The following is a 14,577-nucleotide window of genomic DNA, read 5'->3' on the forward strand; positions in this document are numbered from 1 at the left end:
GCCTCGGGGGCGGGGGCCGCACGCCGCGCGCGCCTGCGCCCGGTGGGGGCGGCCGCGCCGGTGTCCCCGGGAGCCGGTTGCAGCTCGCCGGAGCCGTCGGAACCGCCCACCGGGCTCTCCAGGAAGGCGTCGGTGGAGGAACGCCGTGCCCGGCGCCGTCCCCTTCCCGCCTCGGGCGCCTCGGAAACAGCCGGAACGGGGCCCGAGTGATCGGAATCCGCGGCGGGAACAGGCCCGGCCGAAACGGGCGCCTCGGCCACGGCCGCAGGAGCCTCGACCTGGGAAGCGTCCACCGGGGGAGCCTCCACCGGAGGAGGAGCCATCAGCGCGGGCACTTCCGGCGGCGCGACCGTTCCCGCACCCGCGCCGATCGGCACCTCCAGCACGTACGCACTGCCGCTCATGCCCGGCATCTCGTGCGTCTGGAGCACGCCGCCGTGCGCGCGGACGATGCCGCTCACGATCGGCACGTGGACCGGGTCGCCCCCGGCGAACGGCCCGCGCACCTCGATGCGGACGACGTCACCGCGCTGGGCGGCGGCGACGACGATCGTGGAGTCCACATAGCCGCCACCCGGCACGAGCCGGGCCTTGCCGGTCGAATCGACGCCGGCGACGTCCGCGACGAGGTGGGCGACGGCCGTCACCAGGCGCCCGGCGTCGACCTCCGCCTCGATCGGCGGGGCGTGCACCGCGAACTGTGCCCGGCCGGGCCCGATCAGCTCGACCGCGGCGTCGATACCGGCGGTGACGACCCCGTCGAGCAGCACCCGCGACTTGATCAGCTCCTCCGCGCCGCTGTCGAGGCGCTGGTAGCCGAGAACGTTGTCGATGAGCGTCGTCATGCGCGCGTAGCCGGCGGCCAGGTGGTGCAGGATCTGGTTGGCCTCGGGCCACAGCTGGCCGGCGGGGTCGGCGGCCAGCGCCGACAGTTCGCCGCGCAGCTCCTCCAAGGGCCCGCGCAGCGACTCGCCGAGCACCGCGGTGAGCTGGGCGTGCCGGGCGGTGAGGTCGGTCAGCCGCTCGGTCTGCTTCTCCAGCTCGGAGGCGTAACGCTCGGTGCGATCGGCCAGCTCCGCGGTGTGCGCCTCCTTGAGGGCGGCGGTCTCGGCGGTGTGCCGTTCGGTGAGTTCGGCGACGGCGGCGGTGTGGTTCGCGGTCAGCTCGGCGATCTCGTCCTTGCGCCGCTGGTCCAGCTCCTCGTAGGGGCGGCGGTCGGTGAACGTCATCACGGCGCCGACGAGCTGGTCACCGTCGCGGACGGGCGCGGTCGTCAGATCGACCGGCACCTGTTCCCCGCTCTTGGCCCACAGAACCTGGCCGCGCACCCGATGCTTGCGCCCCGACTTGAGCGTGTCGGCGAGCGGGGACTCCTCGTACGGGAACGGCTCGCCCTCGGCACGCGAGTGCAGGATCAGCGGGTGCAGCTCCTTGCCGCCGAGATCGCTCGCCCGGAAGCCGAGGATCTGCGCGGCGGCGGGGTTGACGAGGACGACCCGGCCGTCCGTGTCCGTACCGACGACGCCCTCGGCCGCGGCCCGCAGGATCATCTCGGTCTGGCGCTGCGAGCGGGCCAGCTCGGCCTCGGTGTCCACGGTGCCGGACAGGTCGCGCACGACGAGCATCAGCAGCTCGTCACCCGTGTAACCGCCACCGCCGCCGTACGAGCCCTGGACGTCCTTGTAGGCCGCCTGCCCGTCCTCCAGGCTGGCGCTCGTCACCTCTACGGGGTACTCGTGGCCGTCGGTGCGCCGCGCGATCATGCGCGTGGGCTTGGTACGGCCGCGCTCGTCCGCAGCCTCGGGCCTGCGCATCGACCCCGGGATCAGCTTGGAGTCGAACTCCGGCAGCAGATCGAGCAGCCCGCGACCGACGAGCGCGGTGCCCGGCGTCTCGAACATTTCGAGGGCGATGGTGTTGGCGTTGACGACCGTACCGTTGCAGTTGACGAGCAGGAGCCCGTCCGGAAGGGCATCGAGTATGGCTGCGAGGCGAGCAGCGCCTCGGGATGGCCTGCTGCTCACGACGACGGTTCCTCCCTATTACTGCACCTTGCCGACAGCGGCCCCATCTTGCCCCTCGGCCCTCAGGCTGTCACTGGAGGAGTCTAAAGGCAGGGGCGGGGCGCGGGACTGCGGATGAGGGGGAGCTCTCACCAAGGTGTGGTGCGGATCTTGTACGGCTCCGACCCTCGTCGAACCCCGTGCGGATCCGCCGCCGGGGTTCGGGGACGGGTCACCTCACGTTCGGCAGGACCGGGCGGGCGCCGTTCCACCGGGCGATCTCGCAGCCGTTGGTCCGCGCGAACCTGGCGTCGACCCGCTGCCCGTGCCAGGTGCCGGTGACGCGGGCGGTGGCTTCCCCGCCGTACTGCTGCGTACACATCGCACTGCGGGGAACGGGGGCGAACGGGTCCAGCCCTCGCGCCCTCAGCTGCTCCAGCCGGTCGCAGGCCTGTGCCGCGGCCGGGTGGCTCCCGCCGGCCGGCCCGCACTCCAGCTCGTACGTCCCGTCCGCCTCCGGGTTGCCCGAGCCCGCCACGACCACAGTGAGCCGGGTGTCGTCGGCGGGGCCCTGGAGCAACGGCAGCGACAGGGGCAGCGGCAGAGGCCCGGCCGCGGAGGCGGCGGGCGCGGCGGCGGACAGCGCGGCGAGGGACGCGACAGCGGTGAGGGCGAGACGGCGCATCATTTGCGGACTCCTGTGGCGGCTGAACCTGCTGGGGCGGCGCCCCCGCCCTGACTAACGCGCCACCCGCCCCGGCGTTGCGCACGACAACCGCTTTGCCCTCGCGGCCGACTCCCTAGTACCGTAGGCCGCGATTGGTGGCACAGCGTGTAGCTGTGTCATCATCTGCACGCACCACTCGCGCTCGCGCGGGATGTGCGCTGGAGGCGTCGCCTAGTCCGGTCTATGGCGCCGCACTGCTAATGCGGTTTCGGGGTAACCCCCTGATCGAGGGTTCAAATCCCTCCGCCTCCGCACCACACCGAAGCCCCGTGCCCCTGGCACGGGGCTTCGGTCGTTCCCCGGCCCGGTACGGCGTTTACCCACGTCAGGCGGGGTCCGGCTAATGGATTTCGCGTCCCGGCGCAGGTCATGTAATGTTGTTCTCGCAACGCCGACGGGGCAGAAAAGCCCAAGAAGCACAAGCACTCGTAGCTTAACGGATAGAGCATCTGACTACGGATCAGAAGGTTGCAGGTTCGAATCCTGCCGAGTGCACAGCACGCGAGAGGCCCCCAGGAGAAATCCCGGGGGCCTCTCGCGTTGCCCGTACAGCAGCGAAGTACAGCAACCGCGTCAGCCGGTACCGCCCATCGCGTCGGACAGCTTGCCGATCGTCGGCGCGCACCTCCTCGTCAGCCGCGTCCGCATAGACGTCCATCGTCATGGCGATCGGCGAGTGCCGCAGGATCCGCTGGGCGATCTTCGGGTGCACCTTGAGCGCGACCAGGAGCGAGCTGCATGTGTGCCGAGTGTTCCGGAGCGGGATGACCCGGAGGCCGGCGCGACGGGCCCGGAGGGCGAACATGCGGGTGAGGTTCCCCGGCTCGATCGGAGTGCCGTACTTCGTCGTGAAGACGAGACCGTGCGTGTCCTGCCAGAGGTCGCCCGCCGCCTTCCGGTCGCCGATCTGCTGAGCGCGTCGCATCGGAGAGCCTCGAGACAGAGGGAGGGCAGCGGGAGGAAGTCGTCGGAGTCCTCGGTCTTGATCCCGCGGCGGAGCAGTTGACGGGCCCGCTTGATCTGGTGGTCCACGTACAGCTCGCCGGTCTCGAAGTCGATCGACTCCCATGTGAGCCCCACGACCTCACCCCGGTGGAGCCCGAGGTACAGCCCGAGCATCCAGGACGCGAAGAGGTGTTCGTCCCGGTCAGCCGCGTTTGCGAGGAACTGACCCGTCTCGGCGACGGACCACGCTTGATGCATGAAGCGGGTCTCCTTCGAGGTAAGCGGGGCTTGTAGCGGTGGGTGCGGGCAGCGAGCTGGGCGGCCGAGGAGCTGGAGTACTCGATGGACCAGCCGCAGCCGTTGGACGTGCCCACGGCGGCACACTTGGTGCGGCCATGGCGGTTGCGGCGGGTGCCGATCCGCACTGTGCCGATCCGCATCACGGAGTGGAAGTGGTCGCGAGAGGCCATTGCTCAGAACTCCCCGGTGAAGTCGTCGGCGTGGTCGATGGGCCACTGACGGATCTCGGCCGACTCGAACTCGTCGGCCGTGGCCATGGCCTCCACCAGGCGGTTGTGCCGGATCAGGTCGGCGGCGCGCTCCAGGGCGTGCCTGGTCGAGTCGCACATGGTCGATCTCGTTCTCAGGTGACTTGGGCGGCGATGGCGTTGGCCATCTACAGCGGGACGCCGAGGCGGGCGCGCGGGTGTCGATCGGGTAGCCGGTGCTGGCGCGGTAGTCGTCCGCGACCTTCCAGGCGTGAGCGACGAGGGCGGGCGGTACGACCATGGGCGCGAGTGCGGGGTCCGATGCGGGACGACCTCGGCCTTCGTGTACGGGAGTCCGGCGACGACCGGTTCGGCCAGCGCCGGGTCCTCCTGGATCAGGTCGCCGACGAACCGGGCCTCGGGTGCCGAAGCGCTCGCCGAGATGGGCGGCGAGCCCGCCGGACGCGGCCACGGCCTCGGCGTCGTAGCCGGCGCCGCCGAGCAGCGGAAGGTCGGTAGTGCGGCTGCGGGCCCAGCTGCCGAGGACGGTTCGGAACCGGCTCCAGTTCCGGGGGGAGGGAGGGCCGGGGCAGCGGTGGGCTCCGGCTCCGGTTCGGCCACGTCATCCCGCTCGATGACCGCTTCCACAGCCGGGGGCTGCTCGGTGTCTGTGTAGGGTTCCGCAGGCTCGGGGGTCTCCGGATGCCTGGGGGAGTGGACGAGGAGCGTGCCGCCGAGGAACGCGAGGGCGGGCCAGCCCGCGACGAAGATGCGCAGCCAGGCGGGTACGTGGCCGAGGTCGAGAAAGCCGGCGGTGGCGACGTATGCACCGAGCGATGCGGCCAGGGCGACCATGAACCACGTCCAGGCCGAGGGGGTAGGCACACCGGCGGCCCGTGAGGTCCGCAGCCGGTACCAGGCAGCGACGAGCAGGAGGTCCACGGACACGGGGTAGAACCAGGCCTTCCAACCGGACTGTCCGGCAGCCGCAGCCAGGTCGTGGAGGTGAGCGAAGGACAGGGCATCGGCGATCACGGTCTGTACGAGGATGCCTCCGGTCGACGGATGGGACGCATTGGGGGTTTCGGGCATGGGTGGGTGAAGACCTGGCATGAAGCGGTCACGTCGCCGTGGAGCGAGGGGATTCAGGCGATCGCGGTAACGGTGACGGTCGAGGGCACCACGGATTTACCCGAGGGCGGCTGAACCGGGCCGGAAAGCATCCGATGGGGATCTCGGCGTGCGGTGAGCGTGAGAGCTCGCGATGTTCACGGCACGACGGAGCGTGAGGGTGGGGAGTATGGATGCGAATCCATCCACCGGAGGAGTCGCCAGCAACCGCGGTGTCGGGCCGATCGGTGCGGATATGGACTGTGGCAAGAACGGCGTCCGGGGCGATGTCGCCGAAGGCCATGTTGGCGGAGGTCTCGTCGTTGATGTGGTGAGCGGTCCGACCGGTGAGCTGGGCACGGAGCATCGTGATGCGCTTACCGAGCTCGTAGCCGAAGCGCTGCCCGCAGATATCGAGGTAGATGCCGGGGGCACGGCCGAGCTGGGAGAGCCGGACGAGAGAGGTGATGGTCCGGTCCCGCCGCTTCTCCTTCGTAGCGAAGAGGGCAAGTTCGGCGACCTCATCGACCACGAGCACGATCGCTCGCAGGTGATCAGGCAGGTCAGGTCCACAGCCTGTCCGACGCGCCGGGAAGCCTATGGGGCCATGGTCACTCGCCCCAAAGCACCTCCACCGACCTTTTGACCACAGCTAGCTCGCCGCGCTGTCCGTGAATACCTCCTGCAAGCGGTACCGCTCACCGTCAGCGATGTAACCAGGCACCACAACGAAGCTCACATCAGATGTCGGGTCGCAGGTCGACCATGCTTGCTGCCTTGTTTCATCAATTGGTAGCCCAGTACTGAACTCGTAATCCCAGACAAATTCGATCCCGTGAATTCTCGCCGATTCGAGAATCTTTTTTATCTGAAGCGCCGCCTGTCCTGCGGCCTGCCAGACCTCATCACCCTTTCGAGCCCGCAATAGCCTGCGGGCTCGATTAAGTTCCGGCCCTGATGGTGCTAGATAAGCAGAACACAGCTTACTCATGATTTGAGCAATGCGCTTCTTGGTGAGCTGGCTTCCGTTTTGTTGCTGAGCTGACATGTACGACAGAGAAAGCAACTTCTGTCCAACGAACGTCCCGATCTCCTCAGCAAGAGCGCGATGAACCTCATCCTCTGCCCCAGTCAGATCCTCCCTTGAGTATGCCAACTGGGAGAGGACATCGTGAAGCTTTTCGCTCAAATCGCTCATGTGAGAGTCGAGATCAGTCAATCGATGCAGGATCATTTCCAAAAGCGCAGCATTGCTCGCACTAGATAATTCGTTGTCGCGCATGGGCTTTCTCCTCGAAAGATTCGAGTAAGGATCAGTTCAGTGGAGTGAAGTCGAGGTTGGTGGTGGCAAACTTACCCGTCTTTGCAACGACTGCCATAACCTTCATCTTCACCTCACCGAAGACGAATGATAATCTGACTGCCCTCTGGTCTCGTGGAAGCTTCATCGCGTCCGAGAGGTCAACCGTGAGTTTCCCGATTAGTCTACAGCCCTCTTCTGTTACGTAAGTCGGATATTTCCCCGGAGAGCTGTAGATCTTGAATTCTATCTGCTTCTGGTCCTCGTATAGGGGGTAAAAGGTGTGCGTCACCAGTTCATCCACCGGGACGCTCTGACCGACCTGGACGTATCGCGAAAAGCGATTATTGCAGCGCCTCTCGCCATCAGGAAGGACAATTAGGTGGTCCGCGGGATCGATACCCTCGCGGAAGGTGTCATTCGCTGCGCATCCATAAGTGTACTTGGTGCGTCGCGACTTTGTCTGTGGGTCATATGTGTAGTGCACGGCTCCGAGGAGGACGGCCACCTGAGGATCAGGGGGGACCAGTACGTCAGCCCGCCCATCCAAATGTTCTTGCAATCGCTCTTGAAGATAGGGGGAGTTACCGAAACCCCCGACCAGAATAACCAGTTCCTTTCCGGGAGAATTCCGTCGCTGCAGACGCATCTCGTCTAGCTGCTTATCCACAAGGCCCAAAATTCCAGGAACAACTGCTTCAAATACTTCTCTGGCTTCTTGTGCAGTTACTACCAAGAAGTCGACGATTCCATCCTGGCTCTTGACGAGGTTATCCCGGGCGTCGCTATCCAGGAGCCTATCGAGAGCTGCTGGAATCGGCAGATAAATGTCATCATCCTCCAGTTTGGTGATGCTGACTTTGGCCTTCTCCCAGGAATCCATCAAGTCGATAATTGCTGCCGGAGATTGCATCCCGATCTTGTCGACAACATCGTATGACCCCAGCCGCTTCGCCAGTACGCGCTCAAGGAATGCCTGATTTACATACTCCGAACCGAACTTTCCGCCACACTCACGGCCAATCTCTTCCAGGCGATTCCGTGAGTCGGTCTTGTAAGCAGTTATGTCGACGGTTCCGCCACCGCAGTCGGCTACAAGAAATCGGGATCCCTTTGACATCAACGATGCGCGACGACCACTAGCATTGATCGTGCGAACCCCAGATACCCTGGCGTGGTAAGCGGCAGCCTCCGGCTCGATCACCAGCTGAAGACGCCTCTCATCGTCAGGGAGGCCGGCGGCTACAGCAGCCTCCCACATCAGCTGCTTTTGATAGTCATCCCAGATCGCGGGAACTGTGAGGCACCATCGCACCTCATCGCTCGAGTAGCCGCTCTTGGAAATCTCCTCCATGGCAGTGGATCGCATCTTATCGAGAAAGATGGTCGCCAACTTCTTTGACTTGTCGTAGCCCAGGCGGCCGCCGGTAATTTCTTCGCTCTCAGGCTTCGCGTCCATCGATAGTGACATTTTGAACCCGAGGTGGAAATCATAATCGCTTGCATCCCCTCGTGCCGAAATAGCAGCCCACTTACGTCGAGCCTCGTAACCCCAGGCAACTAACTCCCCGTCACGGGATAAGAGAATGGCGCTCAGGTTCTTCGGGTAGGGAGTCGGGTGGTTTGGCCATCGGGTTCTAAACCAAACCTGCCGACGCTTGGGGTCCTTATGCCGATCGTCGATTGTCGTCCACGCGAAGCCAGTTCCATGAGTTCCGAAGTCAATTGCGGCAATAACCCGTTGCTTCTTCATTGATTCCCCCAGCCAAAATTTCGGAGAATGGCCCTCCTGGCAACAGACTCTAGGGCTATTCGAGCGCGCCTAGCCTCTTCAGTTAGACCCAGAGAGTCCAGGATCTGGGCCAATTGGCGAATCGAGTGGGTGGGAACTTGATCTTCACTGGATTCTGCCGCGATCAGTGCCTGGGAGGCCGCAGAAATTGCTTGTTCTCGAAGTCCCGCATCGAGGTAGACCCTGGCTTGTCCGAGACGGGCAGAAACGACATCAACGCGGTTTCGTTCCAGGGCGACATCAAACGAGGCTGCCAGTCCTGCAGCAATAACTCTTCGTTCGGCCTCCAGGGCTGCTGGTATTAGCGTGTGTAGCCTGGGGATTCTTCCGTGTCGAACGAGATGGAACCATTCAGCGATGAGCCCCGCAGTGATAGCTGTTGACCCACCTAACTCATCCTCGAACGCAAGGATGCTGTCGGAGTTATGTGAGCTTTGTGGGCTGGCAGGCGGCAGAGCGACTGGAGGGAAGTTTACTTGAACGGAACGCAGGTCAGGTGAGTCGACGATGTTCCATGCGCAAAGCGCTGGCCAGACTCTGCTGCTCGATTGGACTTCTCCGTAGATTAAGATGACAGGCAGGTCGTGCAGTGCCTTTTGGATGTGGAAAATGTCTACATCCGTGGCGATGAGTGGACGTTTGAGGGCGCCATCCAAAGAGACAAGGTCGTTCGACCAGGGAGACTGTAGCCACTTCCGCCGAATGGCGACGCGAAATGAGTGTGGGCCATCCGTATTTTCCTGGCCGCTCAGATTATCACGAACGAAGGGGGCTACCAGAAGTGCGGGAATGTCTCCGCCCCTTGTGGCCGTGTGGACGAGGGCGTGAAAGTCGCTAGGTGTATACGAGAATGGTGATTCCTCAAGTTCGCGATCCATTTTATCTTGAATCGCTTTAACTTCGATCCCAATGCGCGCCTGACGCCAGTCGCGCTCAATCTCGTAAGAGTCTCCAATGGCGGCTTCATGTACCCGATTCCGGGATGCTTGCTGTTCCTTTTGAAGTGCTCGCTGTTGTGCGTTACCAGCCTCAAGTTCGCGCAATTGGTGAAGTAGTTCTTGCTGGTCGCGAAAACTGCCATCCTGCTTGATCTTGTAGAGAGTCAGTAGATGGCCGCTAAGGCTAGATAAGCCGCTGAATAGACCCGCTGATACCAAGGAAAAGCCCCCGCTCTAATGCAAACCCCGAGGCAAACCTACAGCGGGATGTCGATGGCCTTGGTGTGAACGGCGAATGTTCTGCGTCTGTGAAACTTCGCCTACTTTAACCTCTTTGTCCACCTATGTCCTGAGGCACTTGGCTCCATGGTGCAGTCAGTCTGTGCTCACTGAAGGCGCACCCGGCGCCCCGAGTGCCCCGGAGCCGGTCCAGGGCACTCGGGGCGCCGGCTGTGTGTGTTTGTTAGCCGAAGATCGCCGCAGGGCAGAAGCCCGCTTAGCCGTCACCGCTCGCAAAGGAAGTCGACTGCGACAGGCGGTGGCCGCGGCTTACGGCTACCCGAAGCGTCACTTGTAAGGCTTCCGTGAGATCGGTTGCCAGGAGACGGACTTCTCTTGGCCTCAACTTTGCGTCGGTGCGCAGTTCCATGGCGTACTCCAAGAGCTCGTGTCCGACGTCGAGCTGGGCGGCTTCGGTGGTGTCAGCCAGCCGGGAAAGTGGTGCGCCAGTGTCGTCGGTGCTCAGGAAGCAGGGCTTGCCCATCCGGGCCGGACCAGGGGAGGAGGCGAAGCTCGTTGTGGGCCGTCATTCTTCCACCGTCCTCTCTTCGGTTGTGGGGTGGGTGGTGAAGACCGCGTTGGCGCGGTTGCCGGGGAGGACCAGGAGCGCCGCCTCGACGATGCGGCCGGTCGCGTCACGACGGACGCGACGCCCAGGGTGACAAGCATCTGTGGGTCATTTCAGCAACGTTGCCATACCACGTCGGTGACCGCAGAAGTTCGGTTACCCGAGTTCAGTAATCGAAGGTGTTGAGCAGCAGGACACGGGCCCACCTCACGCCCTAAAAAGTATTCATTTCCGCGAACACTTCTTAGGAGTTGGCATGTCGTCTGCTGAAGCAGTTCAGACACTGAGACTGCGCAAACTTAAGGTGCTTGATGATCACCGCAAGGAGGTCCGGAAGCTGGACTCCGCCCGCGATTCCGAGCTTCGCAAGATCGACCAGGAGCTTGCCGAACTGGGTGACGCCAGCGCCAGCCTGCCCTGCCTTGTCCGGATCACTCCTGGTCCGGATCTCACCGTGTACCACTCGGCCGTGGCAACCTGCCGTCGAGTTCAAAGGCGGTGGAACTTCAAGAACATGCCGGAAGTCGATGCGATGGATGCTTCGCCGTACACGTATCTGGAGCGATGCAGTGCCTGTGATTGGAGGACTGCGGCCAAGAATCACGGAGGTCAGCTCCTTGAGCAGGGATAACGGTGTGCTTATCCGAGCCGTCTCCGGCGGTTCTGCGGTGAGGCTTCACGGCAAGGCTGTACAGCAGCTCCCTACCGCAACGCCAGCAACCGACCTCGTCCGATAGCCCATCAAGGACCTCGCCGCAGCCGATATGGCCTTGCTGCCCGAGCCGGTGCGAGGGCGGAAGCGGCTGGACGACCGCAGGGTCATGAACGGGATCGTGTGGAAGTTCCGGACCGGTACGGCCTGGCGGGCCGTGCCCGAGCGCTATGACCCGTGGGCCACGCGCCACACCCGTTTCCGCAGGTGGGCGGCGGACGGAACGTTCGACCGGATGCGGCGAGCCGCTCAAGCTGGGCCGGAACGCTGCGGGCGACCTCGAGTGGCTGGTGTCGGTCGACGCCACCGTCGTCCGGGCCCACCGGCCTGCGGCCGGGGCCCGAGAAAAGGGCTCTGCACCCCGGCCCTCGGCCGGTCCCGAGGCGGGCTGACCAGCAAGATCCATCTGGCTGCGACGGCAGGGCCGGCCTCTCGGCTTCGTCCTCACGGGTGGCAACAGCAACGACTGCACTCGGTTCACCGCCGTGATGGAGGCGATCCAGGTGCCGCAGACCGGACCGGGGCGTCCCCGAGGTCGGCCCGATCGCTTCCTGGGCGACAGGGTATACAGCTCGAGAGTGATCCGCCCCCGGCTCCGTCGGCGGGGCATCGCCCACACGATTCCCGAGCGGGCCGACCAGGGCCGCAACCGGGTCCGTCGAGGCAGCCGCGGAGGTTGCCCGCCAGCCTTCAACCGCGAGATCTGCAAGCACCGCAATGTCGTGGAACGGTGCTTCAACCGCCTCAAGCAATGGCGCCGGATCGCCACCCGGTACGACAAGACCGCCCAGTGTTACAAAGCAGCCGTCGCCCTCGCATCACTCCTGATGTGGGCGTGACACTTGACGACAGAACGTAGAGCCACGGATCAGAAGGTTGCAGGTTCGAATCCTGCCGAGTGCACAGCAGAGAGGCCCGGACGTCAGTCCGGGCCTCTCTTGTGTTGTCTAGTGGGTCTTCGCCGTGAGGCGGGTGCGGATCAGGTTGATCACCTTGGGGGCGTGGTCGGTGAGGTAGAAGTGGCCGCCGGGGAAGGTGTGGAAGGTGCACGTGGCCTTGGTGTGGGTGGTCCAGGCCTTGGCTTCGGCGTCGGTCACCTCGGGGTCCTCGGTGCCGTTCAGGACCTCGATGGGGCACGTGAGGGGCGGGCCGGGGGTGTAGCGGTAGGTTTCCGCGGCCTTGTAGTCGGCCCGGATGGCCGGGAGGACGGAGCGGAGGAGTTCTTCGTCGGCCAGGACCGCGGGGTCGGTGCCGCTCATGCGGCGGATGGTCGTCAGGAGCTGGGCGTCCGGGGAGAGGTGGACGTTTTCGTTCTCGCGGGGGCGGGAAGGGGCGCGGCGGCCCGAGGCGAAGAGGACGAGCGGGGTCGTGCCGGCGGCCTCCAGGCGGAGGGCGACCTCGAAGCCCAGGGTGGCGCCCAGGCTGTGGCCGAACAGGGCGACCGGGCGGTCGCACCACGGCAGGATCTCGGCGGTGACCAGGTCGGCCAGGCGGCGGACGTCGTCCACGCACGGTTCGGTGCGGCGGTCCTGGCGGCCGGGGTACTGGGCGGCGATCACGTCGACGGCGGGGGCCAGGGTGCGGGAGACCGGGAAGTAGTAGCTCGCCGAGCCTCCCGCGTGGGGCAGGCAGAACAGGCGTACGGGGGCCTCATCCGAGGGGTGGAAGCGGCGCAGCCAGGCGTTGGTGGCCCGTGTGGTGGGCGTGGGCATGGAGTTCCTTAGGCAGTCGGTTACGGGGCCGGCCAGGTGCCCGGAGGGCGCCAGCCCCGTGCGGGGCCCCAGTTGGACCGGGGTGGTGGGGCGGCGGGACTCTCGGGTGCCTGTCGGGCTCTCGTCGCCGTGAGCAGGGCCAGGAGGACGGCCGCCAGTTCGGTGCGGGTCGGGGTTCCGCCTTCGACGCGGATCGGGGAGTCGGCCATGTCAGAACGGAGGGTTGCCGTGCTTGCGTTCGGGTAGCGGCACGTGTTTGGCGCGCAGGACGTCCAGGGCGTCGGCGAGGACCTGCCGGGTGGTGGCGGGGTCGATGACGTCGTCCACCAGGCCGCGTTCGGCCGCGTAGTACGGGTGCATCAGCTCCTGGCGGTACTGCTTGACGCGCTGGGCGCGGGCCGCTTCCGGGTCGTCGGCGGCGGCGATCTCGCGGCGGAAGACGACGTTCGCGGCGCCCTCCGCGCCCATGACCGCGATCTCGTTGGTGGGCCAGGCGAAGGAGAGGTCCGCGCCGATGGAGCGCGAGTCCATGACGATGTACGCGCCGCCGTACGCCTTGCGCAGGATCACCTGGACGCGGGGCACGGTGGCGTTGCAGTACGCGTACAGGAGCTTCGCGCCGTGCCGGATGACGCCGTTGTGCTCCTGGTCGCTGCCGGGCAGGAAGCCGGGGACGTCGACCAGCGTGACCAGCGGGATGCTGAACGCGTCGCAGGTCTGTACGAAGCGCGCGGCCTTCTCGGAGGCGTGGATGTCCAGGACGCCGGCGAGGGAGGCGGGCTGGTTGGCGACGATGCCGACCACGTGTCCGCCGAGCCGGGCCAGTCCGCAGATGATGTTGGTCGCCCAGTTGGCGTGCACCTCGAAGAGGTCGCCGTCGTCCACGATCTCCTCGATCACCGCCCGCATGTCGTACGACAGGTTCGGGTCGGCGGGGACCAGCCGGGCCAGGGTGTCGCCGGGGCGGTCGACCGGGTCCTCGCAGGGGACCGAGGGCGGCAGCTCGCGGTTGTTGGACGGGAGGAGGGTGAGCAGATGGCGCACTTCCTCCAGGCACTCCTCCTCGGAGTCGTACAGGAACGCGCTGGCGCCCGACACCGTGGAGTGCACCTGGGCGCCGCCGAGGTCGTTGTGCGTGATCTTCTCGCCGGTGACGGCCTGCACGACGTCGGGGCCCGTGATGTACATCTGGGAGATGTCGCGGACCATGAACACGTAGTCCGTGAGCGCGGGGGAGTACGTCGCCCCGCCGGCGCACGGGCCGAGCATCACGCTGATCTGCGGGATCACTCCGGACGCGGCCACGTTGCGGCGGAAGATGCCGCCGTAACCGGCAAGAGCGGTTACGCCTTCCTGGATGCGGGCGCCCGCGCCGTCGCTGAGCGACACCAGAGGGGCGCCGGCCGCCAGGGCGAGGTCCATCACCTTGTGGATCTTCTGGGCGTGCGCCTCACCGAGGGAGCCGCCGAAGATCCGGAAGTCGTGCGCGTAGACGAACACCCTGCGGCCCTCGACCTGGCCCCAGCCGGTCACCACGCCGTCGGTGTGGGGCCTGCGGTCCTCCAGGCCGAATCCGGCCGCGCGGTGGCGGCGCAGCTGCTCGATCTCGCGGAAGGTCCCCGGATCGAACAGCAGGTCCAGCCGCTCGCGCACGGTCAGCTTGCCCCGCGCGCGCTGCGCCTCGGTGGCGCTCGGCGAAGGGCCCAGCTCCACGGCCTCCTTGATGGCTCCTCGTTCGGCCACTCGGACACTGACATCGGCAACGGTCATGATCCACCCGTCTCTTCGGCCATCGGGCCCGCCGTTGGCGGCGCCCTGGGCAGTGCGTGTCATTGAAGGGGCCGGGGGCGCGCGCGGAGAACACCGACCACCCCCCTGACCGCTCCCCGACCCGCCGGAACCCGGGCCCAGCAGGCATCTCGTCCGCCATCACCCCTGCCACCGGCGGTTTCACCAGGGCGCGAGGGGCTCGCGGGCAGGGTCAACACCTGGGGGGATAGGGG

General features: G+C 65.7%; 12 protein-coding genes, 2 tRNA genes and 6 pseudogenes. 6 read left to right on the forward strand and 14 right to left on the reverse strand.

All coding sequences use genetic code 11. The annotated features are described in order from the left end of the window. Both MHW47_RS07705 and MHW47_RS07710 read right to left on the reverse strand, forming a co-directional pair. Positions 1-2,024 (reverse strand): PAS domain-containing protein (locus tag MHW47_RS07705; RefSeq protein ID WP_239221885.1); only part of this gene is annotated, 2,024 nt, incomplete at its 3' end. Positions 2,025-2,235: 211 nt separating this feature from the next. Further along, positions 2,236-2,691 (reverse strand): SSI family serine proteinase inhibitor, encoded by a 456-nt coding sequence (locus tag MHW47_RS07710; protein WP_239221886.1) that lies wholly within the window; start codon positions 2,689-2,691, stop codon positions 2,236-2,238. 199 nt (positions 2,692-2,890) lie between these two features. On the opposite strand from MHW47_RS07710, the gene MHW47_RS07715 reads away from it, so the two are divergent. Together MHW47_RS07715 and MHW47_RS07720 are read left to right on the forward strand one after the other, a co-directional pair. Continuing rightward, positions 2,891-2,982, forward strand: a tRNA-Ser gene (locus MHW47_RS07715). 170 nt (positions 2,983-3,152) lie between these two features. Continuing rightward, positions 3,153-3,225 (forward strand) — tRNA-Arg (locus tag MHW47_RS07720). 78 nt (positions 3,226-3,303) lie between these two features. Here the strand turns inward: MHW47_RS07720 and MHW47_RS07725 are convergent. From MHW47_RS07725 to MHW47_RS07740, 5 genes and pseudogenes are all read right to left on the reverse strand, one after another. Then, a pseudogene (locus MHW47_RS07725) lies at positions 3,304-3,924 on the reverse strand (site-specific integrase); the annotation flags it as partial. 44 nt (positions 3,925-3,968) lie between these two features. Next, positions 3,969-4,145, reverse strand: a pseudogene (locus tag MHW47_RS07730) (mobile element transfer protein); the annotation flags it as partial. 3 nt (positions 4,146-4,148) lie between these two features. Further along, positions 4,149-4,304: a hypothetical protein gene (locus tag MHW47_RS07735; protein WP_239221895.1), complete on the reverse strand. Its 156-nt coding sequence runs from the start codon at positions 4,302-4,304 to the stop codon at positions 4,149-4,151. A 186-nt stretch (positions 4,305-4,490) separates the two neighbouring features. Then, positions 4,491-4,710 (reverse strand): annotated as a pseudogene (locus tag MHW47_RS35675) (FAD-dependent oxidoreductase); the annotation flags it as partial. After that, positions 4,677-5,255, reverse strand: a pseudogene (locus MHW47_RS07740) (DUF2637 domain-containing protein); the annotation flags it as partial. The pseudogenes MHW47_RS35675 and MHW47_RS07740, both read right to left, overlap by 34 nt. Here MHW47_RS07740 and MHW47_RS07745 point away from each other — a divergent pair. After that, the gene (locus tag MHW47_RS07745) at positions 5,169-5,369 is read left to right on the forward strand and encodes a hypothetical protein (RefSeq protein ID WP_239221896.1); all 201 of its coding nucleotides are present in this window, start codon (positions 5,169-5,171) and stop codon (positions 5,367-5,369) included. The pseudogene MHW47_RS07740 and the gene MHW47_RS07745 sit on opposite strands and share 87 nt — an antisense overlap. Here the strand turns inward: MHW47_RS07745 and MHW47_RS07750 are convergent. The 4 genes and pseudogenes from MHW47_RS07750 to MHW47_RS07765 all read right to left on the reverse strand — a co-directional run. Continuing rightward, positions 5,352-5,838: pseudogene (locus MHW47_RS07750) on the reverse strand (FtsK/SpoIIIE domain-containing protein); the annotation flags it as partial. The gene MHW47_RS07745 and the pseudogene MHW47_RS07750 sit on opposite strands and share 18 nt — an antisense overlap. Before the next feature lie 87 nt (positions 5,839-5,925). Further along, positions 5,926-6,555, reverse strand: a complete 630-nt coding sequence (locus tag MHW47_RS07755; RefSeq protein ID WP_239221887.1) for a hypothetical protein — start codon at positions 6,553-6,555, stop codon at positions 5,926-5,928. Between the two features lie 31 nt (positions 6,556-6,586). Continuing rightward, positions 6,587-8,326 (reverse strand): Hsp70 family protein, encoded by a 1,740-nt coding sequence (locus MHW47_RS07760; RefSeq protein WP_239221888.1) that lies wholly within the window; start codon positions 8,324-8,326, stop codon positions 6,587-6,589. Then, positions 8,323-9,408, reverse strand: a complete 1,086-nt coding sequence (locus MHW47_RS07765; protein WP_239221889.1) for a hypothetical protein — start codon at positions 9,406-9,408, stop codon at positions 8,323-8,325. The genes MHW47_RS07760 and MHW47_RS07765 overlap by 4 nt, the downstream gene beginning before the upstream one ends. 998 nt (positions 9,409-10,406) lie before the next feature. Here MHW47_RS07765 and MHW47_RS07780 point away from each other — a divergent pair. The 3 genes and pseudogenes from MHW47_RS07780 (at position 10,407) to MHW47_RS36085 (ending at position 11,701) form a co-directional block, all read left to right on the forward strand. Further along, positions 10,407-10,781, forward strand: coding sequence for a hypothetical protein (locus tag MHW47_RS07780; protein ID WP_239221890.1), 375 nt, complete (start codon positions 10,407-10,409; stop codon positions 10,779-10,781). Positions 10,782-10,971: 190 nt separating this feature from the next. Then, positions 10,972-11,040 (forward strand): annotated as a pseudogene (locus MHW47_RS36080) (hypothetical protein); the annotation flags it as partial. Positions 11,041-11,272: 232 nt separating this feature from the next. Beyond that, entirely contained in the window at positions 11,273-11,701 is a 429-nt protein-coding gene (locus tag MHW47_RS36085; RefSeq protein WP_374230064.1) for an IS5 family transposase, read from the forward strand. Between the two features lie 108 nt (positions 11,702-11,809). Here MHW47_RS36085 and MHW47_RS07790 read toward each other — a convergent pair whose 3' ends face one another. The 3 genes from MHW47_RS07790 to MHW47_RS07795 are packed head-to-tail and all read right to left on the reverse strand — an operon-like array spanning position 11,810 to position 14,344. Continuing rightward, positions 11,810-12,574 carry a thioesterase II family protein gene (locus MHW47_RS07790; protein ID WP_239221891.1) on the reverse strand — a complete coding sequence of 255 codons (765 nt, stop codon included), beginning with the start codon at positions 12,572-12,574 and terminating at the stop codon, positions 11,810-11,812. A 20-nt stretch (positions 12,575-12,594) separates the two neighbouring features. After that, positions 12,595-12,783 carry an acyl-CoA carboxylase epsilon subunit gene (locus MHW47_RS36090; protein WP_374230063.1) on the reverse strand — a complete coding sequence of 63 codons (189 nt, stop codon included), beginning with the start codon at positions 12,781-12,783 and terminating at the stop codon, positions 12,595-12,597. Between the two features lies 1 nt (position 12,784). Then, the gene (locus MHW47_RS07795) at positions 12,785-14,344 is read right to left on the reverse strand and encodes an acyl-CoA carboxylase subunit beta (RefSeq protein WP_239221892.1); all 1,560 of its coding nucleotides are present in this window, start codon (positions 14,342-14,344) and stop codon (positions 12,785-12,787) included. Positions 14,345-14,577 lie beyond the last annotated feature (233 nt).

Origin of the sequence: Streptomyces sp. OfavH-34-F, assembly GCF_022347745.1 — a bacterium.
GTDB lineage: Bacteria > Actinomycetota > Actinomycetes > Streptomycetales > Streptomycetaceae > Streptomyces.